The organism is Streptomyces longispororuber (assembly GCF_024448165.1).
GTDB classification, from domain to species: domain Bacteria; phylum Actinomycetota; class Actinomycetes; order Streptomycetales; family Streptomycetaceae; genus Streptomyces; species Streptomyces longispororuber_A.
Genome location: NZ_JAMOLN010000113.1, coordinates 1 through 25,517, shown reverse-complemented (window position 1 = coordinate 25,517; position 25,517 = coordinate 1). Strand labels below are relative to the sequence as shown.

Genomic DNA, 25,517 nt, shown 5'->3' with positions numbered 1-25,517 from the left:
GGCTCAGCGGCCGCACCCGGGTCCGGGGCCCGAGTCGGCGACGGGGACGCCGAAGTCCGGGGTGCCGTCCGGGTGCCAGCCGAACCGCTGGACGCGGGTGTGGCGGTGGGGATCGTCCAGCGGATCGCCGTCGATCTCCTCGTACTGGCGCGCGTGGTAGACGAGGACGTCGGTGCGGCCGTCCTCGGCGACGGTGAAGGAGTTGTGGCCCGGGCCGTACTGGCGGTTGGTGTCGTCGCTGGTGAAGACGGGGGTCGGGGACTTGGCCCAGGACGCCGGGTCCATGAGGTCACTGCCGGCGTCGGCGGTGAGCAGGCCGAGGCAGTAGTGGTGACCGGTGGCGCTGGCCGAGTAGGTGAGGAAGACGCGGCCGTTGCGGATGATGACGGCCGGGCCCTCGTTGACCTGGTGACCGATGCGTTCCCAGTCGTACTCGGGTGCGGTCAGGCGTACTTGAGGACCCGTCAGGGTCCAGGGGTTCGCCATCTTCGAGAGCCAGACCGCGGTGTTGTCGTCCGTGCCGGGCTCGTGCTGCGCCCACGCGAGGTAGCGGTCGCCGTGGTGGGTGAAGGTGGTGGCGTCGAGTGCGAAGGTGTCCCAGGCCGTCCTGATCCGCCCCTTCTCCGCCCAACTGCCCCTGACCGGGTCGGCGTCGGTGTTCTCCAGGACCCAGATCCCGATGTCCCAGACGCTCTCGGCGGGCGCAGCGGCGAAGTAGAGGTACCAGGCGCCGTCGATGTGGTGCAGCTCGGGCGCCCAGATGTGCGCGCCCATGTCCCCGCTGTCGTGCTTGCGCCAGACGACGGACTCGTCGGCGACGGAGAGGCCCTGCAGGGTGCGGGAGCGGCGCAGGACGATGCGGTCGTACTCGGGGACGGTGGCGGTGAAGTAGTAGAAGCCGTCGGTGTGGCGGTGGATGTGCGGGTCGGCACGCTGTTCGACGAGCGGGTTGCGGCCGGGGCTGATGCGGTCGGTCCCGGCGCGGGCGGTGCCCGGGAGGGCGGCGTCGGGGGCGCTCATGCGGACTGCCTTTCGTGGGCGGTGGCGGCGGCCGTGGCGGGCCGGGACGGTGTCCCGGAGATCAGGGCGCGGCGCAGCAGCGGTACGGCGAGCAGGCCGAGCACGGCGACCGCGAGGAGGAACAGCAGGCCGGTGAGCGCGGAGCCGGTGGAGTCGACGACGGCGGCGATGCCGAGCGGGCCGAAGCCGCCGCCGAGATTGCCGACGGCGTTGACCGCGGCGATGCCGGCGGCCGCCGCGGCGCCGGTGAGGAAGCGCGGGATGAGCGCCCAGAAGGCGGGCTGTGCGGCGTAGCCGCCGACGGCGGCGGCGCACAGGCCGAGCATCTGGATGACGGGCGAGCCGACCAGGGCGGTGACGGCGAACCCGGCGACGGTGAGCGCGAGCATCGCGGCGGTCCACAGGTACGGGGTGTCGCGGCGGGCCACGAGCCGGGGCACGACGACGAGGCCGGCGGCGACGCACACGTAGGGGATCGCGGAGACGAACCCGACCTGGGTGGTGGTCAGTTCACCGAATCCGTCGATGATCGTCGGCAGCCAGAAGGAGAGTCCGTAGGTGGACAGGGGGAAGGCGAGGAAGAAGACGGCGGCCGTCAGGACGCGCCGGTCGCGCAGCACGGCGAGGGTGTGGTGCGGCTGGTCCCCGCCCTCGCCGCCGCCCTCGGCGCGGTCGGCGTCGAGGGCGGCGGCGAGCCACTGCTTCTCGTCCGTGGACAGCCACGTGGCGTTCTCCGGGCCCGCCGGCAGCAGCTTGAGGACGAGGGGGGCGACGAGCACGGCGGGGATGCCGGTGGCGAGGAAGACCCACTGCCAGCCGTCGAGCCCCCAGGCGCCGTCGAGGTCCATGAGGACGCCCATGACCGGGTTGCCGACGATGAAGGAGACGGGTGCGGCGAGCATGAACGCGCCGATGGCCCGCCCCCGGTGGCTCCCGGGGAACCAGCGCGACAGGTAGTAGAGGACCCCCGGGAAGAAACCGGCCTCCGCGGCGCCGAGCGCGAACCGGGCGGCGTAGAACTGCCAGGTGCTCTGCACGAGCGTGGTGGCGATGGTGACGAGTCCCCAGGTCAGCAGGATGCGGGCGATCCAGCGGTGGGCGCCGACCCGGTGCAGCATCAGGTTGCTGGGCACTTCGAGGAGGGCGTACGCGGTGAAGAAGAAGACCTGGCCGAGGGTGAACGCCGTGGCGCCGACGCCGAGTTCGGCCTGGAGTTCCAGTTTGGCGAAGCCCACGTTCGACCGGTCGATGTAGGCGATCACGTACAGCAGGCCGAGGAACGGCAGCAGCCGCACCGCCGCCCTGGCCAACACCTGGCGCTCCATCGCGCACGTCCCCTCACGCATCCGTTCATCCGAGATCTCGAACGGCAGCCGTCATTACGAACAAGGCGAAGGTAGAGGGGTGTTACAGCCAGGTCAACAGGGCTGCGACACGGGCCGGACGACCGATAGCCGTCAGCTATGACAGGGGGTCTTGGACGCAATCGGCCGCACGCGGAAGCCTGGAGGCATCGCCGGGCGGACAAGTCCCGGCGCATGTCGACGAGTTGAGGTCCACGATGAGCAAGGTCTGGCTGATCACCGGGGCGAACAGCGGCTTCGGGCGCGCCTTCACGACGGCGGCCGTCGCCGCGGGCGACGTCGTGGTCGCCACCGCCCGCCGGCCCGAGGCGCTCGCCGATCTGGTCGAGGCGCACCCGGGCCGCGTCGAGGCGCAGCGCCTCGACGTGACGGACACCGCCGCCCCCGCCGCGGTCGTCGCCGACGTCGTGGCGCGGCACGGGCGGATCGACGTGCTGGTGAACAACGCGGGGCGCGGGCACGTCGGCGCCGCCGAGGAGACCACGGAGGCCGAACTGCGCGACCTGTTCGACCTGCACTTCTTCGGTCCCGCGGCGCTGGTCAGGGCCGTCCTTCCGCACATGCGCGAGCGGCGCTCCGGGGCGATCGTGCAGATGAGCAGCATGGGCGGGCAGATGTCCTTCGCGGGGGTCTCGGCGTACAGCGGGACGAAATTCGCCCTCGAAGGCTTCTCGGAGGCGCTGCGGGACGAGGTGGCGCCGCTCGGCATCAAGGTCCTGGTGGTGGAGCCGGGCGCTTTCCGTACGAACTTCATGGGGAACCTCAGCGCCAGCGCCCCGCTGCCCGAGAACCCCGAGCACTCCGGCTCCTCCGACTATGCGGCCACGGTCGGCGCGACCCGCACCATGATGGAGGAGCACACCCGCGCCGCCGCCGAACCGGGCGACCCGGCCAAGGCCGCCGCGACGGTCATCGCGGCGCTCGCCTCGGACGCGACGCCGCTGCGGCTGCCCCTCGGCGACGACGGGGTGGACGCGGTGGTCGGGCATCTGGACGCGGTGCGCGAAGAGGTCGCGGCGTGGGAGAAGGTCTCCCGTGCGACGGCCTTCGACGCCTGACCGGCGCCTGACCAGCACCCGACCGCGGCATCGATTAGCGTCGACGGCATGAGCAGCGCCTCCGTCCCGTTCTCCTCCGCACTCGCCGGCCCCGGCGTCACCGTCCTCGACGGCGGCCTCTCGAACCAGCTGGCGGCCGCCGGGTGCGAGCTCGGTGACGCGCTGTGGTCCGCCCGGGCGCTCGCCGAGGCGCCGGAGGCGGTCGTCGCGGCGCACCGGGCCTACTACGAGGCGGGGGCGAGCGTCGCGATCACCGCGAGCTACCAGGCCACCTTCGAGGGTTTCGCGGCGCACGGCATCGACCACCCACGGGCCGCCGAACTCATCGCCCTGAGCGTCGAGTTGGCGCGCACGGCGGCCCGCGAAGCCGGCGCCGACCGGCCGCTGTGGGTGGCCGCGTCCGCGGGGCCCTACGGGGCGATGCTCGCCGACGGGTCCGAGTACCGCGGCCGCTACGGACTGAGCGTGGCCGAGCTCGAAGCCTTCCACCGGCCGCGCCTCGACGTGCTCGCGGCGGCCGGACCCGACGCCCTGGCCCTGGAGACCGTGCCCGACGCGGACGAGGCCAGGGCCCTGCTGCGGGCGGTGCGCGGACTCGGGGTGCCGGCCTGGCTGTCGTACAGCGTCGAGGGCGGGCACACCCGCGCCGGACAGCCCCTGGAGGAGGCGTTCGCGCTCGCCGCCGACGTGGACGAGATCGTCGCGGTCGGGGTCAACTGCTGTGCCCCGCAGGACGTCGAGGCAGCCGTTCGGACCGCGGCCCGGGTCACCGGCAAGCCGGTCGTGGTCTACCCGAACAGCGGCGAGCGGTGGGACGCCGGGGCGCGGGCCTGGACCGGGCGGGCCACGTTCGAGCCGGAGCTGATCGAGGGCTGGCGGCGCGCCGGGGCCCGGCTGATCGGCGGCTGCTGCCGGGTGGGACCGGCGGCGGTGGCGCGGATCGCGGCGGCGGTACGGGACGTCTGACCGTCTCATCTCCCTTACCCACAGGGGGTGTTGGTCCGCTCCAGCGCCGTCGTCGCTGATCTAGGGTGGGCCGGTCCGGACAGTCGTTCGCACCTGTCCGTCCGCACCGCGACCCTGGGGGGAAGCATGAACCGTCCCGACAAGCCCGGCGCCCTGAACCGCCGCACCCTGCTCGGCGGCACCGCGGCCGCCGGCCTGACCGCCCTGACCCCGGCCGGCTCCGCCGTCGCCTCGGACACCGGCGGCCCCGGCAGCCGTCGCGGCCCCGTGGGCCAGACCGAGGTCGACGCCGTCACCCGGCGGCTCGAACCCGGCCTGATCGCGCTGCGCCGCACACTCCACGCACATCCCGAACTCGCCGGCGCCGAGCGGACCACCTCCCGGACGGTGAGCCGGCTGTTGCGCGCCGCCGGGCTCACGGTGACGACCGGTGTGGGCGGTTTCGGTGTCGTCGGCGTGCTGAAGGGAGCGCACCCGGGCCGGACCGTCGCCTACCGCGCCGACATGGACGCCGTGCCGCCGGCCGGGATCGTCACCGGCGGCACCGAGCCGGCGCACGTCTGCGGGCACGACGTCCACACCACGGTGGGCGTGGGCGCCGCACAGGCGCTGGCCCGGCTGAGACACCGGCTCGCCGGCACGGTGGTCTTCCTGTTCCAGCCCGGCGAGGAGGCCCTGGCCGGCGCCCGCGCGATGCTCGCGGACGGGGTCCTGGAGACGTTCGGGCCCGAGGAGATCCACGCGCTGCACTGCGGGCCGTTCCCGGTCGGGCAGTTCGCCGTGACGCCCGGCAGCGGGCTGCCCGGCCAGGACGGCGCCACGATCACGGTTTCCGGCCCCGACGCCCTCGCGGCGGCCGGGCGGCTCGCCGACGGGATCAAGGGGCTCGCCACGGTGGCGCCCCCGCAGACGCCCGCGGACCTGGAGAAGATGGTCGCGGACGTGCAGACGGCACACGGGCCGCTGGCCTCGTTCGTCGTGGTCCGGGCGGGCGTCGTGCAGGACCCCGGCACCGGCGGGGTCACGGTGCCCGTGTCCTACCGCTGCTGGCCCGAGGAGCGGTACGTCGAGGTCCGGGCGGCGATCCGGCGGCTGGCCGCACCGTACGAGGGCGCCGTGGTGGACTTCCCGAAGGACCCGTTCCCGGCCCTGGTCTGTCCAGCGGAGGACGCCCTCGCGCTCGGGCGGCGGCTGCGCCGGGTCCTCGGCGCCGGCGCGGTGACCACGGCGCACGCCGCCTTCCCGTTCAACGGGGAGGACTACGCGCTGTTCCTGGACCGGATCCCCGGCACGTACACCTTCCTCGGTGTCCGGACGCCGGGCAGCGTGATCACCCGGAGCTATCCGCACTACGGCGACTTCACCCCCGACGAGCGGGCCATCGGCGTCGGGGTGCGGGCCATGGCGGGCTGGCTCGCCGAGCGCGCCCACCGCTGAGCCGCGTCAGGAACCGGACCCGGTGGGCGTCCCCCCGGCCGCCCACCGGATGCCACCCGTCAGATGCGCCCGGAAGTCCGGGTCGTCGTAGGCGGACGCGGCGTGGCCGAGCGCCGTGTAGAAGACCCGGCCCGCACCCTGCGCGCGGCACCACACCAGCGGGTGGCCGCCGCCCGTCGCCGCGCCCTCGTACGAGGACTCGTCGGCGCACGCGAGGACCCGTGTGGCCGGGTCGCCCGCGCGCGGGTCGGACCGGAAGTCGTACCACTCGTCCGTGAACTCCCAGGCGCCACCGAGGTGCCGGGTCGCAGGGTGGTCGTGGTCGGTGACGGTGAGGCGGCCCGGCTGGTAGGCGGGGTGCCGGTCGAAGCGGGCCGCGAGCAGCTCCCCGTAGTACGGCCAGCCGTACTCGGTGCAGGCCGCCGCGTGCACACCGGCGAAGCCGCCGCCGCCGTCGACGTACGCCGCGAGCCGCTCCCGCCCTGCGGGGGTGAGGACGTCGCCGCTGGTCGAGAGGAAGACGACCGCGTCCGGCCGCCGGCCGACGGCCGTCGCGAACGCGTCCGGGTCCTCGGTGTGCCGCACCGCGAACCCGGGGACGGCGGACAGGGTGGCGACGGCGTGCGGGATGGAGTCGTGGCGGTAGTCGGCCGTGCGCGTGTACAGGAGGATGTCGACCATGCGCGGACCCTACTGCGGCTCGCGCTCCCCCTGGTCGAGCCGGAACGGCGGGTACACGTCCGTCATCAGCGCCCCGTACGCCACGACCCGCGCCGCCCAGCGGTGGGCGCCGAGGTTCAGGTCGTACATGCCGCGCGGGTAGATCCCGGTGAAGAGCAGCGCGACGCCCGCGTAGAGGGTGAGGAGCGCGGCGACGCCGCCCGTGGACGTGCTGCCGCCGACCAGCAGCGAGACGAGCAGCCACTGCGGCAGGATCAGCAGCCAGCCCTTGACGAAGATGAGGCCGCGCGACAGGCGCTCGGGGTACGCGACGTCCAGGTGGGCCGGGTAGTCGGGGACCACGGCGAGGCTGAAGGGCGGGTAGCGGTCCGTGCCGAGGGTGCCGTACGCGTAGTAGGAGACCCGCCAACTCCAGCGCAGCACACCGACGTTGAAGCCGAACAGGGCCCTCGGGTAGCGCGCGGTGATCAGGATCGCGAACCAGGCGATCACGGTGACGACGACGAAGGCGACGAAGAGGACGGCGAGGACCAGGTAGTGGGGCAGGGCCAGCAGCCACTTCACGAGCCACAGCCAGCGGGACGGCGCGGGGTCGTACGTCGCCTCCAGCGTGACCGGGTTCGCCGGCGGCGGTGCGGCTGCTACGAGCGTCTCGGCGGGGGTCATACCTCCCGTGTACGACCGCCGTCTGCGCCGCGCAAGGAGACGAGGGGCGTCCGTTTCGTACAAGACCGGTGAGCTGCGGCGCGCCTACGGTGAGGACATGAACGAGATCAGTGTCCGTCTCGACGCCATCGGCGTCGCCACCACCGACCTGGCCGCCTCGCTGGCCTTCTACCGGCGCCTCGGCCTCACCTTCCCCGACGGCGCCGAGCAACTCCCGCACGTGGAAGCGGAGTTGCCCGGCGGGATCCGGCTGATGTTCGATCCCGTCGAAGCCTCCGACGGCGTCGGCCGCGGCCGGATCGCGCTCGCCTTCCACTGCGGCGACGCGGCCGGGGTCGACGCGAAGTACGAGGAGCTGACCGCCGCCGGGCACCACGGCGAGGTCAAGCCGTGGGACGCCGTCTGGGGGCAGCGGTACGCGGTCGTGCACGACCCGGACGGCAACCAGGCGGACCTCTTCGCGCCCCTGACCTAGTACCTGTGCGGGGGGCGGCGCACCTCGAAGTCCGTGATCCTGAAGTGGCTCCACGTGGTGCGGAAGGCGAAGTGGCCGCTCGTGTACGGGTCCGGGTCCGTGTGGTCGAGGACGAGGCGGCCGTTGTTCCACCAGCGGACCGTGGAGCCGTCGGAGACGATGCGGACCCGGTTCGGTTCGTTGGCGGTGAGCAGCGGCTCGGTGTAGTCGTGGATCAGCGGGCGGTTGCCGGGTTCGCCGACGTAGCGGCGCAGCCGGGTCGTCGTGTTGGTGTTGGCGCCGAAGCCGACGTAGTACGCCTTGAGGTAGTCGTACTCGGCGAGGGCGCCGCCGCGCGGGGTGACGAAGAGGTCGTCCGGTGAGCGGACGTCCGTCGCGTTCCAGAAGTTGTTGAGGTCGGAGACCCGGTCCCAGGCGCCGCCCGCCGCGACCGGTGTCGCCGTGTACGACAGGACGTAGGGGCCGGTGAGGCGCTGTCGGAACCAGACGGTGGCGCCCGCCGGGACGTTCACGTCGAGGACGCCGCGGCGCGCGGTGACGCTGCCGCCCTGTTCCAGTTCGACGGCCCAGCGGGCCAGTCCGTGACGGAAGTCGTCGGCAGCGAGCAGGCGGCCGCGGGGGCCGTGGTGCGTGGCAGGGGCGGTGGCCGTGGCGGAGGCGGTGGCCGGGAGCAGTGCGGCGGCGGCGCCCGCGAGAAGGGCGCCGCCGAAGGCGCGGCGGGACGTGAGCGGGTTCATGGCCGCCACTCTGGACGTCGAAGCGCTTCGACGCCAGGTTCCGGCGGGTCCCGCCATGTGATCGCAACACTGCGGGCGCTGCGAACGCCATGGGCGCCGCGGGCTCAGACCAGGCGGCGGAGCGTCTCCCCCGTCAACTCCCTGACGTCGCGCGAGAGATGGGCCTGGTCGGTGTATCCGGCGCGGGCGGCGGTCTCGGCGAAGGGGACGCCGGCGCGGGCCAGCGCCAGGGCCCGCTGGAGGCGCAGGACGCGGGCCAGCGTCTTGGGCCCGTAGCCGAACGCGGCCAGCGAACGCCGGTGCAGGCGGCGGGTGCCCAGGCCCGTCTCGGCGGCCGTCTCGGTGACGCTGCGGCCCGCGTCCAGGGCCCGCACGACGTGGGTGAGCAGCGGGTCGGGCGGTTCGCCGGCCCGGGCCAGCCGGACGGCGACCGCCTCCAGCGCCGCCACGGGGTCCGCGGCCCGGTCGACGCGCTCGGCCAGCCTGCGCGCGACCGCGCCGCCGAACAGATCGCTCAACTCGGTGCGCCGGTCGCGCAGTTCGTGGGCGGGGACGCCGAGGTAGGCGGGCGCGGCGCCGGGGGCGAAGCGGATGCCCGCGTAGCGGCGGCCGTCGCCGGGTCCCGTGGCGTGGGCGCGGGTGTCGGGCCCGGCGACGAAGAGGCGGCCCTCGCACCAGATCAGGTCCATGCAGCCGTCGGGCAGCACCGGCGCCGCGGGGGCCGTGCCCGCCGTGACGGTACGCGTCCACACGACCGCGCCCGGCACCCGGGCGGCCCGCTCCTCGTACACGTCGCTCACCCCTCCCACGCTACGCCGCGCGCGTGCGGTGTTCCTGGGGGCTGACCCCGTAGACCCGCTTGAAGGCGCTGGAGAGGGCGAAGGCGCTGCCGTAGCCGATCCGGCGGGCGATCGACGCGACGGTCTGCTCGCTGTCGCGCAGCAGGTCGGCGGCGAGGGCGAGCCGCCAGCCGGTGAGGTACGTCATCGGGGGCTCGCCGACCAGGTCGGTGAAGCGGCGGGCGAGCGCGGCCCGGGAGACCCCCGCCCGGCCGGCCAGCTCGGTGACGCTCCACGGGTGGGCGGGGTCGTCCTGGATGAGCCGCAGCGCGCTGCCGACGACCGGGTCGCCCATCGCCCGGTACCAGGCGGGCGCGTCCGCCTCGGGCCGGGAGAACCAGGCCCGCAGGGAGGCGATGAGCAGCAGGTCGAGGAGGCGGTCGAGGACGACCTCCTGACCCGGCTCGTCCTTCACGATCTCCTCGGCGACCAGCGGGGTCAGCGGGCAGTCCCACACCTCGGTCGGCAGCACGAGCAGCGGCGGCAGCGCGTCGAGCAGCCGCGCGCTGATCTCGCCGCGCATCTGGTAGGTGCCGATGAGCATCTGTGCCGGTCCGTCCGGCGTCTCGCCCCAGTTGCGCACCCCGAGGTCCTTGTAGCGGCCGACGTGCGCGGGGCCGAGCGGGCGGCACACCTGGCCGGGGCCGATCTCGGCGCGGGGCGCGGTGGCCGGGTCGTCGCAGCAGACGTACGCGTCGGGGCCGCGGGCGATGGCGATGTCGCCGGGCCGGATGTGGCGCGGGGTGCGGTCACCGCCCTCCGGCAGGAGCCACGCGTCACCCTTCACCATGATCATCACGGTGACCGGTGCCTCGTCGGCGATCCGCACGGACCACGGCAGGTCGAAGCAGGCCCGGATCATGAAGGCGCCGCGTGCCCGCGGTCCTTCGAGGAGCCCTCCGAGTACGTCCATGGCGGCAGCGTAGACGGACGCTTATGGCGGTGAGCGGCTCGGCGATGTTTCCGTGCGCCGTGCGGCAGTTGAGTGGAGGCATGACGGAAACGAAGAACACCACTCAGCAGACGCAGAACGCGACGCAGGACACGACGACCGTGCTGGTGACCGGTGCGACCGGGCGGACGGGGCGCCGGGTCGCCGAGGCGGCCGGGGCGGCGGGCCTGACGGTCCGGGCGGCCTCCCGGTCCGGGGCGGTCCGGTTCGACTGGGCGGACCCGGGCACGTGGGACGCGGCGCTGCGCGGCGCCGACGGGGCGTACCTCGCGTACCCCTCGGACATCGGGGCGCCGGACGCGGCACCGGCGGTGGGCGCCCTGGCCCGCCGGGCGGTGGAGCTCGGCGTGCGCCGCCTGGTGCTGCTCTCGGCCCGCGGCGAGGACCAGGCGCTGCCCGCGGAGGAGGCGCTGCGCGCGTCGGGCGCGGACTGGACCGTCCTGCGGTGCGCCTGGTTCCACCAGAACTTCAGCGAGGGCCCGCTGCTGGACCAGGTGCGCGGCCCGGAGCTGGCGTTCGCGGCGCCGGACGGGCTGCGCGAGCCGTTCCTCGACGCGCGGGACATCGCGGAGGTGGCGGTGCGGGTGCTGCGCGAGCCGACCGGGCGGTACGCGGGTGAGGTGCTGGATCTGACCGGGCCCGAGCTGCTCACGTGGGGCGAGGCCCTCACGGCGGTCGCGGCGGCGGCCGGGACGCCGAAGCGGTATGTGGCGGTGCCGGTACGGGATTACGGAGGGGCACTTCTCGAATTCGGGGTGCCGCAGGAGGAGGTGGGATTTCTGATGGAATTGTTCGGCACGCTGCTCGACGGGCGCAACGCCTCGCTCACGGGGGATGTGGAAAGGGTTCTGGGGCGTGCGCCGCGGCCGTTCACGTCATTTGCTGCGGAGGCGGCGGCGGCCGGTACGTGGAAATGATGCGGAGGGGGCCGAAAGGTTTCGGCCCCCTCCTTTCACAGCTCGTTCACGCGTCCGTCTCGTCGGAGCCGCCCGGGGGCGCGTCGCCGCCCTTGCGGGCATGGGTGCGCAGCCGGGACGTGACGTCCTCCGGGGGCAGGAACCTGGACCAGCGCTCGGGGAACTCGGACGGCATGTCGGGGTCGTCGGGGTCCTCGTCGGCCTGCGAGGTGTCGCGCGCGGCGGCCCGGGCGACGTACTGCGCGGCGGCGGCCGTGCGCACCCGCTCGTTCGCTGCGCGGGCCGCGGCCGTGGCGACCGACGGCCAGACCCGGTCGATCGCCGCGTTCACGGCGGCCCCGACCAGCACCGCGAACGCGGAGACGCCGATCCACAGCAGCACGGCGACGGGCGCGGCGAGGGAGCCGTAGATGGTCGGCCCCTCGATGGTGTTGGTGATGTAGAGGCGGAGCAGGAAGCTGCCGGGGATCCACATGGCGAGGGCGACCAGCGCGCCCGGCACGTCCTCGATCCACGGCGAGCGCACGGGGACGGACACGTGGTACAGCGTCGTCAGGAACGCGACGGACAGCACGAGCACCACCGGCCAGTACAGGATCTGTACGACGGTCTCCGACCAGGGGACCAGGGCGATCACCGCGTCCGGGCCCGCGATCATCAGCGGCAGCGCCACCGAGCCCACCACGAGTCCGACGAGGAACAGCAGGAAGGCGAGCAGCCGCGTCTTGACGATGCCGCGCACGCCGTCCAGGCCGTACATGACGGTCACGGTGTCCACGAACGTCGACACCGCCCGCGATCCCGACCAGAGCGAGATCAGGAATCCGATGGAGATGACGTCGGGGCGGCCGCCCTTGATGACGTCGTCGAGGATCGGTTCCGCGATCTCCTTCACGCCCTGGTCGGTGAGGACCGTGCGGGACGCCTCCAGGATGTTGTCGCGCACGCCCGCGATGGTGTCGGCGCCCGTCCACGTGTCCACGTAGGCGAGCAGTCCCACCAGGGAGAGCAGCAGCGGCGGGACCGACAGCAGGGTGAAGAACGCCGCCTCGGCCGCGAGGCCCAGGATGCGGTACTCCATGCACGAGTTGACGGTGTCCTTGAGCAGCAGCCAGGCGGTCCTGCGCTTGGAGACGTTCTGGTAGAGCACCCGTGCCCGGTGGAGACGACCGGACGACGGTGGTTCGGGGGATTCACTTGCTGGCTGCACGACCTAAAGGTATCCGTCGTTCGAGGCCGGACCCATCCCCCGGTGCGGCGCCGACCTGCGGCGGCGGTGCCCGCGGCGGACACACCCGGGTAACCCGCCGGGCGATTCGGCCCGTTCGTCTGTCATGCCCGCGCTGGCCGGATGATGTGTGAACCGTAAATGGAATCACCACCGGCAATTACGCCGCCCTTTCGGTGAGTTCCCCGACGGGGCGCGCGCGGCACCGGAATTGCCGTCATGCCCGCGTCAGCCGCGAGGAGTCGGAAATCGCCAATGCCCGGAAGCCACTTGAAGCGTTCATGAATCTCCGGAAAGAATCCGGATCGTATTCGTTGCGCACATTGAGGACTTCTCTGGCGCACACGACTCGGGGGATATCAAGGAGTTCAAGTGGCGAACGGCACCGAACGCGTGCTTGCCGAAGTCCTGGCCGGTGTCGTCGAAGTGGAACACGTTCCGCCAGACAGCCATTTCTTCGACGACCTCTGCGCCAACTCGCTGGTGATGGCGCACTTCTGCGCCCGGGTCCGCAAGCGCGCGGACCTGCCGGCCGTCTCGATGCGAGACGTCTACGGGCACCCGACGATCCGCAGCCTGGCGGCTGCCCTTGAGGAGGCACCGGCCGCCGCCCCGGCGGCCCCGGCGGCGCAGACCCCGCCGCCCCCCGGCAGCACGCCCCGCTACGTTCTGTGCGGGGCGCTGCAGTTCCTGGTCTTCGCCGGGTACTGCGCGCTCGCCGGGCTCGTCACCGCCCGCGGCTACGCGTGGGTGTCGGCGGGGTCCGGCGTCGTCGGGATCTACGGGCGCTCCGTGGTCTTCGGCGGCGCCCTGTTCCTCGGCGCGTGCCTGCTGCCGATCGCGGCGAAGTGGCTGCTGGTCGGCCGGTGGCGGCCGACCGAGTTCCCGCTGTGGGGCCTCGCGTACGTCCGCTTCTGGACGGTGAAGGTCCTGCTGCACGCCAATCCGATGGTGCTGTTCGTCGGCAGCCCGCTGTATGTGCTGTACCTGCGGCTGCTCGGCGCCCGGATCGGCCCCGGCGTGACGATCCTGTCCCGCGCGGTGCCCGTCTGCACCGACCTGCTGACGATCGGCGCCGGCACGGTGATCCGCAAGGATGCCCATTTCCTCTGCTACCGGGCGCACGCGGGCCGGATCCAGACCGGCCCGGTCACCATCGGCCGGGACGTCTTCGTGGGCGAGAACAGCGTTCTGGAGATCGGCACGTCGATGGGCGACGGCACCCAACTGGGCCACGCCTCCGCCCTGTACGACGGCGCCTCGGTGCCCGCGGGTGAGCGGTGGCACGGCTCGCCCGCCCAGCCCGCGGACATCGACTACGTCCGCGTGTCCCCGGCGAACTGCTCCGCCCTGCGCCGGGTCACGTTCGCACTGACCGGCCTGCTCCAGGCGCTCCTCGTGATCATGCCGCTCACGGTCGGTGGCACCTACCTGCTGCTGACCGAAATGCCCGCGCTCGACGTGCTGCTGGCGCCCGACACCCAGGACCTGACCTCGGCGGCGTTCTACGCCGAGGCCCTCGGTCTGTCGATCGCCGGATTCCTGGCGTTCCTCGTCGTCGGCTTCGCCACCGTGTCGCTGCTGCCGCGCGCACTGCGCCCACTGCTGCGCCCGGGCCGGACGTATCCGCTCTACGGCTTCCACTACTCGGTGCAGCGCACGATCGCCCGGATGACCAACCTCAAGTTCTTCAAGTGGCTGTGCGGCGACAGCTCGTACATCGTGGGCTATCTGCGGTCCATCGGCTACGACCTCTCGCACGTCGAGCAGACCGGCTCCAACTTCGGCACGGAGGTGCAGCACGAGACTCCGTACCTGACCAAGGTGGGGAGCGGCACGATGGTCGCCGACGGTCTGTCGGTCATGAACGCGGAGTTCTCGGCCACGTCGTTCCGGGTCTCCCAGACGTCCATCGGGGCGCACAACTTCGTCGGCAACCACATCGCCTATCCCGTCGGCGCCCGCACCGGCGACAACTGCCTGCTCGCGACGAAGGTGCTGATCCCGCTCGACGGCGAGGTCCGCGAGGGCGTGGGGCTGCTCGGCTCACCCGCTTTCGAGATACCGCGCTCGGTGGAGCGCGACAGCCGCTTCGACCATCTGCGCGAGGGCGACGAGCTGCGCCGCAGCCTTTCCGCGAAGAACCGTTACAACCTGCGCTCGATGGGGCTGCACCTGTTCCTGCGCTGGCTGCACTGGTTCGCGCTGACGGTCATCGCCTTCGCCATGTTCGACCTGTACGAGGTGGCCGGCGGGATCCTGGTCGGCGCATCCCTGATGCTCGGCCTCGCCTTCACCACCGGCTACTACATCCTGCTGGAGCGGCTGATCTGCCGCTTCCGGCCGCTGCAACCGCAGTTGTGCTCGATCTACGATCCGTACTTCCGGTGGCACGAGCGCCTGTGGAAGGTCTCCGACAACCACCTGGTGGTGTTCAACGGGACCCCGTTCAAGAACCTGGCATGGCGGCTGCTGGGGGTGCGGATCGGCCGCCGGGTCTTCGACGACGGCGCCTCCATCACCGAGCGCACCCTCGTGACGATCGGCGACGACGCCACGCTGGCCGCCCACACGAAGGTGCAGGCCCACTCGCAGGAGGACGGCACCTTCAAGTCCGACCACATCACGATCGGCGCGGGCTGCACGCTGGGCACCGGGGCACTCGTGCACTACGGGGTCACGCTGGGCGACGGCGCCGTGCTCGCGCCCGACTCGTTCCTGATGAAGGGCGAGCAGGTGCCGCCCGGTGCCGTGTGGGGCGGCAACCCGGCGGCGGGGAGGTAGGGGCATGACCACGATCCCGCAGTGGACGACCGCGCCCGTCGCGGGCGTCGCCGACTACGAAGTACCGCTCCCGGACGGCCTGTCGGCCTCGGACACGGCGCTGGAGACCGCACACGCCCGGGTGCTGGCGGCGCTGTCCGCCGAGCCCGACCCGGCCGCGCTCGCCGTGAGCGCCACGGACGGCATGCTGCGACTGCGCTACCGCACCGACGTCCTCGACCGCGCGGCGGCGGCCAGGATCGCCGGGTACCACCTCGCCGCGCTGGCCGCGCCGCGCCGCCGCAGCCTGCTGTCCGAGGCAGAACTCCACTACCAGTTGGAGGAGTTGGCGGGACCGCCCCGCACGCTCCCGGACCGCAGGGTGCACGAGCTGATCGAGGAGCGCGTGGCCGCGCAGCCCGACGCGGTGGCCGTCGCCACCGACGACGGGGTGCGGTGGACGTACGCGGAACTGGACGCGCGGGCCAACCAGGTGGGCCGGGCGCTGCTCGCCCGCGGGCTGCGGCCCGAAGGGGTCGTCGCGGTGAAGATGGAACGCACCCCCGCGTGGGCGGCCGCCGTCCTCGGGGTGCTCAAGGCGGGCGGGGTGTACCTGCCCGTCGAACCGCACTTCCCGGCCGGCCGGGTCGCGGCGATGCTGTCCCGCGCGGGCTGCGACCTGGTCGTCGCCGACGAGGGCGGCACCTTCTCCGTGGCGGACGCCTGCTCCGAGGGGCACCCGGACGGTGCGCTCGGCGTCCGCGTCGCGGCGGACCGGCTGGCGTACATCTACTTCACGTCCGGCTCCACGGGTGAGCCCAAGGGGGCGATGTGCGAGCACGCCGGGTTCCTCAACCACGTGCTCGCCAAGCTCGACGACCTGGGCATCGGTGCCGGACAGGTGGTCGCACAGACCGCGCCGCAGTGCTTCGACATCTCCCTGTGGCAGTTGCTGTCCGCGCTCGTCGTGGGCGGCCGGACGCTGCTCGTGGCGCAGGAGACGATCCTGGACGTGCCGCGCTTCGTGGACGCGGTGGAGCGTGGCCGGGTCAATGTGCTGCAGGTCGTGCCGTCGTACCTGGAGGCCGTGCTCGCCGAACTGGCGGCACGGCCCCGTGAACTGCCCGATCTGCGCTGCGTGTCGGTGACCGGCGAGGCGGTGAAGGCCGAGCTCGTGCGGCGCTGGTTCGCGGTGCGGCCCGGGGTCCGGCTCGTCAACGCGTACGGCCTGACCGAGACCTCCGACGACACCAACCACGAAGTCATGGACCGGCCGCCGGACGGCGACCGGGTCCCGCTGGGCCGGCCGGTCGGCAACGTCCGGGTCTACGTCGTCGACGAGGACCTCGTGCCGGTGCCGCTGGGCGCCCCCGGCGAGATCGTGTTCTCCGGGGTGTGCGTCGGACGCGGCTACGTCAACGATCCGGAGCGCACGAAGGCGGCGTTCCTCGCGGACCCGTACCGGCCGGGCGAGCGGCTCTACCGCAGCGGCGACCACGGACGCTGGCGCCCCGACGGGAAGCTGGAGTTCCTCGGCCGCCGGGACAGCCAGGTGAAGATCCGCGGCTTCCGCGTCGAGCTCGGCGAGGTCGAGAACGCGCTGCTCGGGGTCGCCGGGGTCCGCGACGGCGCCGTCGTCGTCGTGCGCGGCAGCCAGCTCGCCGCCTTCTGCACCGGGCCCGAACCGGTTGACGTGCAGGGGCAGTTGGCGGTGTCGCTGCCCGCGTACATGGTGCCGGCCGTCGTGCACTGGCGGGACCGGCTGCCGCTGACCGGCAACGGCAAGACCGACCGCAGGGCGCTGGTCGCCCTCGCGGAACAGCTGGCGCGGCCCACGGACGCGCCACGCACTCCCGTCGAGCGGCGGCTCGCCGCCGCCTGGGCCGACGTGCTCGGCGTCCCCGCCGAACGCATCGGCCGCCACGACCACTTCTTCGACCTCGGCGGCACCTCGCTCTCCGCGGTGAAGCTGGTGGTCGCCCTCGACCGGGCGATCACCCTCAAGGACGTCACCCGCCGCCCGGTCCTCGCGGACCTGGCGCGCCTACTGGGCCCCAGGGCCTGAAAGGAGCCGCCCGGATGCCGCTCTCCGACCCGATCGGCCCGATCGAACTGTCCCCCGGCCGTCCCCCGCTGCTGCGCGCCGACGCCGGGGGCGATCCCGACGCCTGGGCGGCCCGGCAGCGTGCGGCGCTGCGGGCCGCCGTCGCCGAGCACGGCTGCCTCCTGGTCCGCGGTCTCGGCCTGGACGGCCCCGGCGCGGCCGGGGCCGTCTTCCGCCGGCTCAGCGACGCGCTGATGCCCGAACGCGAACCGTTCGCGCCCCGGCGCAGCTACGCGGACGGCGTGTACTCCTCCACCAAGTGGCCGCCGAACCAGCAGATGTGCATGCACCACGAGATGAGCTACGCCCTGGAGTTCCCCGGCCTGATGCTGTTCGCCTGCCTGGAGGCGCCCGCGTCCGGCGGCGCCACCGGCACGGCCGACGCCGCCGCCGTGCTCGACGCCCTGCCGGCCGCCCTGACCAAGCGGTTCGAGCAGGAGGGCTGGCAGCTCGTCCGGACCTACCACGAGGACATCGGGGCGTCGGTCGCCGAGGCGTTCGGCACCGACGACCGGGCCACCGTCGAGCGGTACTGCCGCGCCCACGCCATCGACGCCGAGTGGCGGTCCGACGGCTCCCTGCACACCCGCCAGCACCGCAGTGCCCTGCTCCACCACCCGGTGGACGGCCGTCGCCTCTGGTTCAACCAGATCGCGTTCCTGAGCGAGTGGACGATGGAGCCCGAGGTGCGCGAGTACCTGATCGACGTCTACGGACCCGACGCGCTGCCCTTCACCACCCGCTTCGGCAACGGCGACCCGATCGGCGAGGACGTCGTGGCCACCATCAACGAGGTGTACGCGGCGCGCACCGTACGCGAGCCGTGGCGCTCCGGCGACCTGCTGCTCGTCGACAACCTGCGCACCGCGCACAGCCGCGAGCCGTTCGACGGGCCGCGCGAGATCCTCGCCGCGCTCGCCGACCCGGCGCGGCTCGCCGACTGTGCCCCGACGGCCGGGGTGGGCATCGGATGACCGGCTTCGCACCCGCCTTCTCCGTGATCCCCGGCAGCCAGGTCCACCAGGCCCTGGCCGGGCGGGAGCGGGAGACCGCCGAACTGATCGAGGCCGTCTACCGGCTGCACGGCGCGGGCGACAGCGTGAACCCGCCGTCGTACTTCCTGCGTTTCCCCGACCGGCCCACCGCCCGGATCATCGCGCTGCCCGCGTCGCTCGGCGGGCCGCTGCGCGTCGACGGCCTGAAGTGGATCTCCAGCTTCCCGGAGAACACCGTGTCGGGGCTGCCCCGGGCGTCGGCCGTGCTGATCCTCAATGACCCCGACACCGGGTATCCGTACGCCTGCCTGGAGAGTTCGCTGATCAGCGCCACCCGCACCGCGTCGTCCGCGGCGCTGGCGGCCGACCGGCTCAGCCGCGGCCGGCCGCGGCCCACCCGGGTCGGCTTCGTCGGCACCGGGCTGATCGCCCGCCACATCCACACCCATCTCGCCGCCACCGGCTGGGAGTTCGACGAGATCGGGGTGCACGACCTGTCGGCCGACAGTGCGACCGGCTTCCGCGGCTACCTCGAACGGTCGGCCGTCAAGGGGCGGATCACGCTGCACGAGTCCGCCGAACGCCTCGTCCAAGCCAGCGACCTGATCGTGTTCGCGACGGTCGCGGCGAAACCGCACGTGCACGACCCGGCCTGGTTCGGCCACCACCCCCTGGTGCTGCACGTCTCACTGCGCGACCTCGCGCCCGAGATCCTGCTCGCGTCGGCCAATGTCGTCGACGACGTCGAGCACTGTCTCAAGGCGGACACCTCGCCGCACCTGGCCGAACAGCTCACCGGTACGCGGGAGTTCATCGACGGCACGCTCGACGACGTACTGACCGGGAGGACCACCGTCCCGGCCGACCGGACCGTGGTGTTCTCACCGTTCGGTCTCGGGGTACTCGACCTGGCCGTCGGCCGGTTCGTGCACGACGAGGTGGCGCGACGGGGTGAACTGCGCGTCGTCGACGGGTTCTTCCACGAGCTCAGCCGGTACGGCTAGCACCGGCGGGCACGTGGGGCACGTGAGGGGGACACGAGGAGGGGGGCCATCATGCCTGTCATATCCGATCCGGCGAGGTTCAACGAGGAGGAGCTCTATGTCGATCTGCGGACCACCATCGGTCTGCCGGTCTACTTGAAGTGCGAAGGCTTCAACTTCGCCGGATCGATCAAACTCAAGGCGGCCACCGAGATGGTGGACGCCGCCGAACGCGAGGGGCTGCTGCGACCGGGCTCCATTCTGATCGAGTCGTCGTCGGGGAACCTGGGCGTAGCGCTGAGCATGATCGCCGCGCACCGGGGCCACCGGTTCCTGTGCGTGACCGACGCGCGCTGCAACCAGCCGACGATCCGCCTCATGGAGGCGCTCGGCAGCCAGGTGCACGTGGTCAGGGAACCGGATCCACGGAGCGGACTGCTGGGCGCACGGCTGAAGTACGTGCGCGCGCTGTGCGCGTCCGACGACCGCTACGTCTGGCTCGACCAGCACAGCAACCAGGGGAACTGGCGGGCGCACTACCGCACCACGGCGCCGGCCATCGCCCACCACTTCCCGCGGCTCGACGTGCTGTTCGTCGGGGCCGGGACGACGGGCACCCTGATGGGGTGCGCGCGCTGGTTCTGGCAGTGGCGGCGCCGGGTGCGCATCGTGGCCGTGGACAGTGTCGGCTCGGTGAGCTTCGGCGGGGCACCGGGCCGCCGGGTGATCCCCGGGCTCGGCACGAGCGTGCCGCCGCCGCTGCTCGATCCGTCGTACGTGGACGACGTGGTCCGCGTCGAGGAGAAGGACGCCGTCCAGGTCTGCCGCCGCCTCGCGGCCCGCGGCTTCCTGTTCGGCGGCTCGACCGGCACCGTGATCAGCGGTGCGAGCCAGTGGCTGGAGCGGCACGGGAGGAGGGGGCTCACCGCGGTGGCCATCGCGCCCGACCTGGGTGAGCGCTATCTCGACACCGTGTACCGCGAGGGCTGGCCGCCGGACGCCGTCCGGGCGGAACCAGTGCCGGAGTTGGTGCACCTGGGCCGATGAGCGCGCTTGCGCGCGGGTAGGTTCGACGACATGTCAGGCCGTACGCACACCGTGACCAATCAGCCGCCGCCGCTGGCGGAGTACGACGTCTTCGCCGCCGACCGGGCGCTGACGGAGGGGGTCGAGCGGCATCTGGAGCCCGCGCTCCTGGACGAGGTCCACGCGGAGCTCTCGCTGCTCGGCCGCACCGCCGGCTCCGGGCAGGCACAGGAGTGGGGGCGGCTCGCGAACGAGCACCCGCCGGCCCTGCGCACGCACGACCGGTACGGCAACCGGATCGACGAGGTCGAGTTCCATCCGGCCTGGCACCGGCTGCTCGGCAAGGGCGTCACCTCGGGGCTCACGGCCGCGTGGGGGCGCCCGGCCGGCCATCTGCGGCGCGCCGCCGCGTTCCTGGTGTGGTCGCAGGTGGAGGCGGGCCATCTGTGTCCGCTGTCGATGACGCATGCGGCGGTGCCCGCGCTGCGCGCGCAGCCGGATCTCGCCGAGGTCTGGGAGCCGCTGCTGACGTCGACGGTCTACGACGCCGGTCTGCGTCCCGCCGCCCACAAGGCCGGGGCGCTGTTCGGCATGGGGATGACGGAGAAGCAGGGCGGCAGCGACGTACGCGCGAACACGACGCGTGCGGTGGCCCTCGCGGAGCCCGGCGCGTACGAGCTGACCGGCCACAAGTGGTTCTGCAGCGCGCCGATGTCGGACGGTTTCCTGGTCCTCGCGCAGGCACCGGAGGGGCTCACCTGCTTCCTCGTGCCGCGGGTCCTGGCGGACGGGGCGCGCAACCCGTTCGCGATCCAGCGCCTCAAGGACAAGCTGGGGAACCGGTCGAACGCGTCGGGCGAGGTGGAGTTCGCGGGGACGTGGGCGCGGCGGGTCGGGGACGAGGGGCGCGGGGTGCGCACCATCATCGAGATGGTCGCGGCGACCCGGCTCGACTGCGTGCTCGGCTCGGCGGCGCTCATGCGGCAGGCGGTGGCACAGGCGATCCACCACTGCACGTACCGCGAGGCGTTCGGCGGCCGGCTGGCCGACAAGCCGCTGATGCGGAACGTGCTGGCCGATCTGGCCCTGGAGTCGGAGGCCGCGACGACGCTCGCGCTGCGGCTCGCGGCCGCGTACGACGCCGGTGAGGAGGCGTTCCTGCGGCTGGCGGTCCCGGCCGCCAAGTACTGGGTGACGAAGCGCTGTACGCCCGTGGTGGCCGAGGCCCTGGAGTGTCTCGGGGGCAACGGGTACGTGGAGGAGTCGGGGATGCCGCGGCTGCTGCGCGAGTCGCCGCTCAACTCGATCTGGGAGGGCGCGGGGAACGTGCAGGCGCTCGACGTGCTGCGGGCGTTGCAGCGGGAGCCCGCGGCGCTCAACGCGTTCCTGATGGAGGTGGGCCGGACGCGGGGCGCCGATCACCGGCTCGACGCGGCCGTGAAGGACCTGCTGACCGAACTCGGTGATCTGGACGGCATCGAGGCGCGGGCCCGGCGGGTCGCGGAGCGGATCGCGCTGGTGCTGCAGGGTTCGCTGCTGGTGCGCAGTGCGCCGGCGGAGGTGGCGGACGCGTTCTGCGCCTCGCGGCTCGGCGGGGACCGCGGTGCGGCGTTCGGCACGCTGCCGCACACGCTGGGTCTCGAGGAGATCGTGGAGCGGGCCCGTCCGGTGTCCTGAGCGGGCCTTCTGGTCGCGGGGATGGTGCTGCGCCGACACGGCACCATCCCCGCATTCAGGCCCCGTCAGGAGCTCGAACGCCGCAGCGGCGGCGTTGGTCCCAGTTTCAAACGCCGCACGGTTGTTCGCCAGGGTTGCAGAGGGTTGCAACCTTCCTTCATAAGGCCCACTCTTGCCGTGGCTCGGAGGTGCACGATAGGCGTAACTCCCCGCATACCGAGGATTCAGGCATGAACACGGACTCGACGATCGACCTGGCGCGACTGTCCGCGATGGACGTGGCGCTCGCGTCCCGCCTCCTCAAGGGGGTACGGGACGCGACGCTCTCCGGGCACCGGCCCCGGGTCAGGCCACGGCCGGTGATCGGCGAGTCGTGGGGCCGGATGCTGCGCGACGGCGTCGATCCGGAACGGGACGTCCGCCTGGGTCTGCTGAGCGTCGACGAGGTGGAGGAGCGGCGCCGTACGTCGCCGCTGCTGCCGGTCCTGCCGGTGCTGCGCGAGGCGCTCGGGGCGGTGGCCGAGGCCGCGCAGCACATCATGGTGGTCAGCGACGCGGACGGCCGGATCCTGTGGCGCGAGGGGCATCCCGCGGTGCTGCGCCGGGGCGACCGGCTCGGCTTCGAGGTGGGCGCGCACTGGGCCGAGCACGTCGTCGGCACGAACGGGATCGGCACGCCGCTGGTGACGCGCCGTCCGGTCCAGGTGTTCTCCGCCGAGCACTTCGTGGAGTCGCACCACCCGTGGACGTGCACGGGGGCGCCCGTGACCGATCCGCGCGACGGGCGGCTGCTCGGGGTCGTGGACGTGAGCGGGCCGCTGGAGACGATGCATCCGGCGACGCTGTCGTGGGTGACGTCGGTGGCGCAGCTCGCCGAGGCGCGGCTGCGCGAGCAGCACGTGGGCAGCCTGGAGCGGCTGCGGGCGGTGGCCGCGCCGGTCCTCGCCCGGATCGGCGGCCGGGCCCTGGCCGTGGACGCGCACGGCTGGCCCGCGGCGGTCACCGGGATGCCGCTGCCGGATCGGGTGGCGCTGCCCAGGTCCGTCGCGGAGGGCTGCGTGTGGATACCCTCGCTCGGCGCGTGCACGATGACGGCGCTGCCCGGCGGCTGGCTGGTCCTGGTGGACGGCGCCCCGCAGCCGCTGGCCGTGACCCGGATCGTCCTGGACCTCGGCCGGGCCCGCCGCCCGGTCCTCGAGGTGTCGGGCGCCGCGGCCGAGTGGACCCACGAACTGAGCCCGCGCCACGCCGAGTTGCTCTTCCTGCTGACCCTGTACCCCGGCGGGCGCAGCGCGTCGGGACTGGCCGAGGACCTGTTCGGCGACCCCGGGCGCACGGTGACGGTGCGCGCCGAGATGTCCCGGATCCGCCGCTACCTCGGCGGTCTGCTCGCGCACCGCCCGTACCGCTTCCTGGAGGACACCGAGGTCGAGGTGCGGCTGCCCGACGACCCGCTGGACCTGCTGCCGCACTCCACGGCACCGGCGGTGGCCGGGGAACGCGCGCGGGGGCTCTGACCTTCGCGCGGGCCTTCGCACGGGCCTTCGCACGGGGCGGTGGGTACGCTCCGCCCCCATGGCTCCCTTCATACGCAGGCGCAGGGCGACGCGCGCCTACCCCACCCCGCTCACGCTCCACCAGCTGTGGATGGTCTCCCTCGCCGCACCCGTCAGCCGGGACCGGGACGCCGCGCGGACCACGCTCTACCCGTTCACCCGCCTCGACGGCGACAAGGCGCGGCGGTGGCTGGCGGAGCAGTGGGAGATCGGGACGCGCGAGGAACTGCTCGGCCGGCTCGGCGGGCTGGCCCGTTCCGGGTACCGGGCGGGGGCCCGGGCCCGGCTCGGGGTCGAGCCGCTGGCCTGGGACATCGCCCTGTACGTGGACATCACGCGGCGCGGCTTCGCGTGCGGGATGCTCACCGAGGCCGATGCGTGGAACCTGCTGAAGAACGTGGTGCCGCAGGTCGCGGGGACGTACAACTCCTGGCAGGAGTACGCCGATCACTATCTGCTGGGCCGGCAGATCTGGCGCGAGGACCTACGGCGCAGGGCGGACGGTTCGCTCCCCGCGCCGCAGCCCGTCGCGGACGCGCACCTCAGGGCGCTGCTCGACCCGGCCGACCGGAAGAGCCCCTGGAACGCGGCTCCCTGGGACAGCATCCGGCAGCCGGACCGGGCCCGCGCCTGACGGCTCAGCCGCCGTTCAGCGCACCGATGTCGGCCGGTCCGCCGGGGACGAGCGGATGCCCGGCGAAGTCCCGCTCCCCCGCGTCCGGGTGCGGCAGGGCGGCGCCGGCGGCGGGCGATCCCGGGCGCAGGGCGTAGGCGGCGGCCGCGTCGGCGATGCCGGTGGCGGTGCCGGGTGCGGCGAGCAGCGGGTCGGCGCCGGTGCCACCGGGGTTGTCGGGCACGGCGGTGACGCCGGACAGCGCGTTGTGGGACAGCGAGACGCCGCCGGAGCGCAGCACGAACGAGGCCGTTCCCGCACCGGTCTTGCGCACCACGTTGTCGACGAACTCGATCTCGTGCCGCGCGGTCGTGTTCTCGTTCACGACGGTCTGGCTGACGCCGTCCCCGACGTAGACGGTGTTGTGCAGGAACCGCACGTCGGAGAAGGAGCCCTTGCAGGTCTCGATGCCCCGGAAGCGGTCGTTCTGGCTGACGTTGAAGCGGATGACGGCGTCGGAGAGGGTGCCGTCGGCGGTGCAGACGAGGAAGAAGCCGCCCGCGTTGTCGTGGCTGTAGTTGTACTGGAAGACGGTGCCGAAGGTGCCCTCGTCGACGTCGTACGCCATGCCGTCGCGGGTCGTCTCGCCGCCGGAGGTGTCGTTGTACTGGAAGACGGTGCCGTCCGCGTTGTAGGGCCACATGCCCGCGTTGTATCCGGCGGAGCGGCGCTGGAAGCCGCGCAGCGTGTTGTGCTCGACGAGCGCGCCCTCGGTGACGGTCATGACGATGCCGTCGCCGCCGAGGTCGGAGAGCGTGTTGTTCCGTACGACGACGTTCGTGGACGGCGTCCAGGCGGGTCCGGCCGGGTCGTAACTGCTCACCGCGGGACGGTTCTTCCAGGTCGAGGCCACCCGGATCCCGCCGCGGTCGATGTGGTCGAGGGTGTTGCCCTCGACGCGCACGTCGTCGAAGCGGGTGGGCAAGGACGCTCCGGTCGCGGCGAACAGGATGCCCTCCGAGCCGTCGGCGTCCTTGGTGTCGTCGCCGAGCACGTCGTGGATCGTGAGGTTCGTGAGGCGGTAGTGGGTGCCCGTCCCGTAGTCGTCGAGCACGACGCGGACGCCGCGCCGCTTGGTGCCCGGGTTCGCGGCGTTGGTGATGTCGAGGCCGTCCACCTCGATCCACTGGGTGTTGCGCAGCAGCACGGTGTCGACGGCGCCGTTGCCGTCGACGACGGGCTTGGCGGCGCCCGGGTCGCCGTACCCGCCGACGGTGACCGGCCGGCCGGGTGCGCCGGCGCCGTTCGGGGCGAGGGTGCCGGTGCAGCGGGTGCCCCGCTTCAGCCGGACGGCGTCGCCGGGGTGCAGGCGCTGCCCGTTCACGGCGGACAGACTCCGCCAGGGCGCCTTGAGGGTGCCCTTCTGGGGGCCGGTGGGCGGGGCCTGGCAGTCGACGTAG

The 25,517-nt window shown here is 73.1% G+C and carries 22 protein-coding genes; 13 read left to right on the top strand and 9 right to left on the bottom strand.

Annotation, left to right across the window (positions count from 1 at the left end):
- Nucleotides 1-3: 3 nt before the first annotated feature.
- On the bottom strand, nucleotides 4-1,020 hold the full coding sequence (locus M4J07_RS28170) for a glycoside hydrolase family 43 protein (RefSeq protein ID WP_255976080.1): 1,017 nt from the start codon (nucleotides 1,018-1,020) through the stop codon (nucleotides 4-6).
- Nucleotides 1,017-2,366, bottom strand: coding sequence for an MFS transporter (locus tag M4J07_RS28165; RefSeq protein WP_255976078.1), 1,350 nt, complete (start codon nucleotides 2,364-2,366; stop codon nucleotides 1,017-1,019). Before M4J07_RS28165 ends, M4J07_RS28170 begins: the two co-directional genes overlap by 4 nt.
- A 215-nt stretch (nucleotides 2,367-2,581) precedes the next feature.
- On the opposite strand from M4J07_RS28165, the gene M4J07_RS28160 reads away from it, so the two are divergent.
- The 3 genes from M4J07_RS28160 to M4J07_RS28150 all read left to right on the top strand — a co-directional run bounded on the left by M4J07_RS28160 (nucleotide 2,582) and on the right by M4J07_RS28150 (nucleotide 5,845).
- Nucleotides 2,582-3,442, top strand: coding sequence for an oxidoreductase (locus tag M4J07_RS28160; protein ID WP_255976076.1), 861 nt, complete (start codon nucleotides 2,582-2,584; stop codon nucleotides 3,440-3,442).
- Between the two features lie 48 nt (nucleotides 3,443-3,490).
- Nucleotides 3,491-4,408: a homocysteine S-methyltransferase gene (mmuM, locus tag M4J07_RS28155; protein ID WP_255976074.1), complete on the top strand. Its 918-nt coding sequence runs from the start codon at nucleotides 3,491-3,493 to the stop codon at nucleotides 4,406-4,408.
- Nucleotides 4,409-4,534: 126 nt separating this feature from the next.
- Entirely contained in the window at nucleotides 4,535-5,845 is a 1,311-nt protein-coding gene (locus M4J07_RS28150; protein WP_255976072.1) for a M20 metallopeptidase family protein, read from the top strand.
- A 6-nt stretch (nucleotides 5,846-5,851) separates the two neighbouring features.
- On the opposite strand, the gene M4J07_RS28145 is transcribed toward M4J07_RS28150, so the two are convergent.
- Both M4J07_RS28145 and M4J07_RS28140 read right to left on the bottom strand, forming a co-directional pair.
- Nucleotides 5,852-6,526, bottom strand: coding sequence for a ThuA domain-containing protein (locus tag M4J07_RS28145; RefSeq protein ID WP_255976070.1), 675 nt, complete (start codon nucleotides 6,524-6,526; stop codon nucleotides 5,852-5,854).
- 9 nt (nucleotides 6,527-6,535) lie between these two features.
- On the bottom strand, nucleotides 6,536-7,192 hold the full coding sequence (locus M4J07_RS28140) for a DUF4389 domain-containing protein (protein ID WP_255976068.1): 657 nt from the start codon (nucleotides 7,190-7,192) through the stop codon (nucleotides 6,536-6,538).
- A 97-nt stretch (nucleotides 7,193-7,289) separates the two neighbouring features.
- Here M4J07_RS28140 and M4J07_RS28135 point away from each other — a divergent pair, with 97 nt between their 5' ends.
- Nucleotides 7,290-7,667, top strand: coding sequence for a VOC family protein (locus M4J07_RS28135; protein ID WP_255976066.1), 378 nt, complete (start codon nucleotides 7,290-7,292; stop codon nucleotides 7,665-7,667).
- Here the strand turns inward: M4J07_RS28135 and M4J07_RS28130 are convergent.
- From M4J07_RS28130 to M4J07_RS28120, 3 genes are all read right to left on the bottom strand, one after another.
- On the bottom strand, nucleotides 7,664-8,404 hold the full coding sequence (locus M4J07_RS28130; RefSeq protein WP_255976064.1) for a DUF6250 domain-containing protein: 741 nt from the start codon (nucleotides 8,402-8,404) through the stop codon (nucleotides 7,664-7,666). The genes M4J07_RS28135 and M4J07_RS28130 overlap by 4 nt on opposite strands.
- 104 nt (nucleotides 8,405-8,508) lie before the next feature.
- Nucleotides 8,509-9,195, bottom strand: a complete 687-nt coding sequence (locus M4J07_RS28125; RefSeq protein WP_255976093.1) for a helix-turn-helix domain-containing protein — start codon at nucleotides 9,193-9,195, stop codon at nucleotides 8,509-8,511.
- 19 nt (nucleotides 9,196-9,214) lie between these two features.
- Nucleotides 9,215-10,156, bottom strand: coding sequence for an AraC family transcriptional regulator (locus tag M4J07_RS28120; protein ID WP_255976062.1), 942 nt, complete (start codon nucleotides 10,154-10,156; stop codon nucleotides 9,215-9,217).
- Between the two features lie 80 nt (nucleotides 10,157-10,236).
- Between M4J07_RS28120 and M4J07_RS28115 the strand changes: the two genes are divergently transcribed.
- Nucleotides 10,237-11,112 carry an NAD(P)H-binding protein gene (locus tag M4J07_RS28115; RefSeq protein WP_255976060.1) on the top strand — a complete coding sequence of 292 codons (876 nt, stop codon included), beginning with the start codon at nucleotides 10,237-10,239 and terminating at the stop codon, nucleotides 11,110-11,112.
- Between the two features lie 46 nt (nucleotides 11,113-11,158).
- Here M4J07_RS28115 and M4J07_RS28110 read toward each other — a convergent pair whose 3' ends face one another.
- On the bottom strand, nucleotides 11,159-12,322 hold the full coding sequence (locus M4J07_RS28110; protein ID WP_255976058.1) for a YihY/virulence factor BrkB family protein: 1,164 nt from the start codon (nucleotides 12,320-12,322) through the stop codon (nucleotides 11,159-11,161).
- A 390-nt stretch (nucleotides 12,323-12,712) separates the two neighbouring features.
- Here M4J07_RS28110 and M4J07_RS28105 point away from each other — a divergent pair, with 390 nt between their 5' ends.
- The 8 genes from M4J07_RS28105 to M4J07_RS28070 all read left to right on the top strand — a co-directional run bounded on the left by M4J07_RS28105 (nucleotide 12,713) and on the right by M4J07_RS28070 (nucleotide 24,078).
- A complete protein-coding gene (locus M4J07_RS28105) occupies nucleotides 12,713-15,124 on the top strand; it encodes a Pls/PosA family non-ribosomal peptide synthetase (RefSeq protein ID WP_255976056.1) in 2,412 nt (803 codons plus the stop codon).
- A 4-nt stretch (nucleotides 15,125-15,128) separates the two neighbouring features.
- A complete protein-coding gene (locus tag M4J07_RS28100; RefSeq protein ID WP_255976054.1) occupies nucleotides 15,129-17,168 on the top strand; it encodes a non-ribosomal peptide synthetase in 2,040 nt (679 codons plus the stop codon).
- Between the two features lie 14 nt (nucleotides 17,169-17,182).
- Complete coding sequence (locus M4J07_RS28095; protein ID WP_255976053.1) at nucleotides 17,183-18,181, top strand: TauD/TfdA family dioxygenase; 999 nt, start codon at nucleotides 17,183-17,185, stop codon at nucleotides 18,179-18,181.
- Entirely contained in the window at nucleotides 18,178-19,206 is a 1,029-nt protein-coding gene (gene sbnB, locus M4J07_RS28090) for a 2,3-diaminopropionate biosynthesis protein SbnB (RefSeq protein WP_255976051.1), read from the top strand. Before M4J07_RS28095 ends, sbnB begins: the two co-directional genes overlap by 4 nt.
- A 51-nt stretch (nucleotides 19,207-19,257) precedes the next feature.
- Nucleotides 19,258-20,232, top strand: a complete 975-nt coding sequence (sbnA, locus tag M4J07_RS28085; protein WP_255976049.1) for a 2,3-diaminopropionate biosynthesis protein SbnA — start codon at nucleotides 19,258-19,260, stop codon at nucleotides 20,230-20,232.
- A gap of 30 nt (nucleotides 20,233-20,262) precedes the next feature.
- Nucleotides 20,263-21,888 (top strand): acyl-CoA dehydrogenase family protein, encoded by a 1,626-nt coding sequence (locus tag M4J07_RS28080; RefSeq protein WP_255976047.1) that lies wholly within the window; start codon nucleotides 20,263-20,265, stop codon nucleotides 21,886-21,888.
- Nucleotides 21,889-22,118: 230 nt separating this feature from the next.
- Entirely contained in the window at nucleotides 22,119-23,405 is a 1,287-nt protein-coding gene (locus M4J07_RS28075) for a GAF domain-containing protein (RefSeq protein ID WP_255976045.1), read from the top strand.
- A gap of 58 nt (nucleotides 23,406-23,463) precedes the next feature.
- On the top strand, nucleotides 23,464-24,078 hold the full coding sequence (locus tag M4J07_RS28070; protein ID WP_255976043.1) for a DUF1266 domain-containing protein: 615 nt from the start codon (nucleotides 23,464-23,466) through the stop codon (nucleotides 24,076-24,078).
- Nucleotides 24,079-24,082: 4 nt separating this feature from the next.
- On the opposite strand, the gene M4J07_RS28065 is transcribed toward M4J07_RS28070, so the two are convergent.
- On the bottom strand, nucleotides 24,083-25,517 hold a 1,435-nt coding region (locus tag M4J07_RS28065; RefSeq protein WP_255976042.1), incomplete at its 5' end, for a right-handed parallel beta-helix repeat-containing protein.

Coding starts and splice junctions, on each gene's coding strand:
- M4J07_RS28170 (WP_255976080.1), bottom strand. CDS start 1,020: ATGAGCGCCCCCGACGCCGCCCTCCCGGGCACCGCCCGCGCCGGGACC.
- M4J07_RS28165 (WP_255976078.1), bottom strand. CDS start 2,366: ATGCGTGAGGGGACGTGCGCGATGGAGCGCCAGGTGTTGGCCAGGGCG.
- M4J07_RS28160 (WP_255976076.1), top strand. CDS start 2,582: ATGAGCAAGGTCTGGCTGATCACCGGGGCGAACAGCGGCTTCGGGCGC.
- mmuM (WP_255976074.1), top strand. CDS start 3,491: ATGAGCAGCGCCTCCGTCCCGTTCTCCTCCGCACTCGCCGGCCCCGGC.
- M4J07_RS28150 (WP_255976072.1), top strand. CDS start 4,535: ATGAACCGTCCCGACAAGCCCGGCGCCCTGAACCGCCGCACCCTGCTC.
- M4J07_RS28145 (WP_255976070.1), bottom strand. CDS start 6,526: ATGGTCGACATCCTCCTGTACACGCGCACGGCCGACTACCGCCACGAC.
- M4J07_RS28140 (WP_255976068.1), bottom strand. CDS start 7,192: ATGACCCCCGCCGAGACGCTCGTAGCAGCCGCACCGCCGCCGGCGAAC.
- M4J07_RS28135 (WP_255976066.1), top strand. CDS start 7,290: ATGAACGAGATCAGTGTCCGTCTCGACGCCATCGGCGTCGCCACCACC.
- M4J07_RS28130 (WP_255976064.1), bottom strand. CDS start 8,404: ATGAACCCGCTCACGTCCCGCCGCGCCTTCGGCGGCGCCCTTCTCGCG.
- M4J07_RS28120 (WP_255976062.1), bottom strand. CDS start 10,156: ATGGACGTACTCGGAGGGCTCCTCGAAGGACCGCGGGCACGCGGCGCC.
- M4J07_RS28115 (WP_255976060.1), top strand. CDS start 10,237: ATGACGGAAACGAAGAACACCACTCAGCAGACGCAGAACGCGACGCAG.
- M4J07_RS28100 (WP_255976054.1), top strand. CDS start 15,129: ATGACCACGATCCCGCAGTGGACGACCGCGCCCGTCGCGGGCGTCGCC.
- M4J07_RS28095 (WP_255976053.1), top strand. CDS start 17,183: ATGCCGCTCTCCGACCCGATCGGCCCGATCGAACTGTCCCCCGGCCGT.
- sbnB (WP_255976051.1), top strand. CDS start 18,178: ATGACCGGCTTCGCACCCGCCTTCTCCGTGATCCCCGGCAGCCAGGTC.
- sbnA (WP_255976049.1), top strand. CDS start 19,258: ATGCCTGTCATATCCGATCCGGCGAGGTTCAACGAGGAGGAGCTCTAT.
- M4J07_RS28080 (WP_255976047.1), top strand. CDS start 20,263: ATGTCAGGCCGTACGCACACCGTGACCAATCAGCCGCCGCCGCTGGCG.
- M4J07_RS28075 (WP_255976045.1), top strand. CDS start 22,119: ATGAACACGGACTCGACGATCGACCTGGCGCGACTGTCCGCGATGGAC.
- M4J07_RS28070 (WP_255976043.1), top strand. CDS start 23,464: ATGGCTCCCTTCATACGCAGGCGCAGGGCGACGCGCGCCTACCCCACC.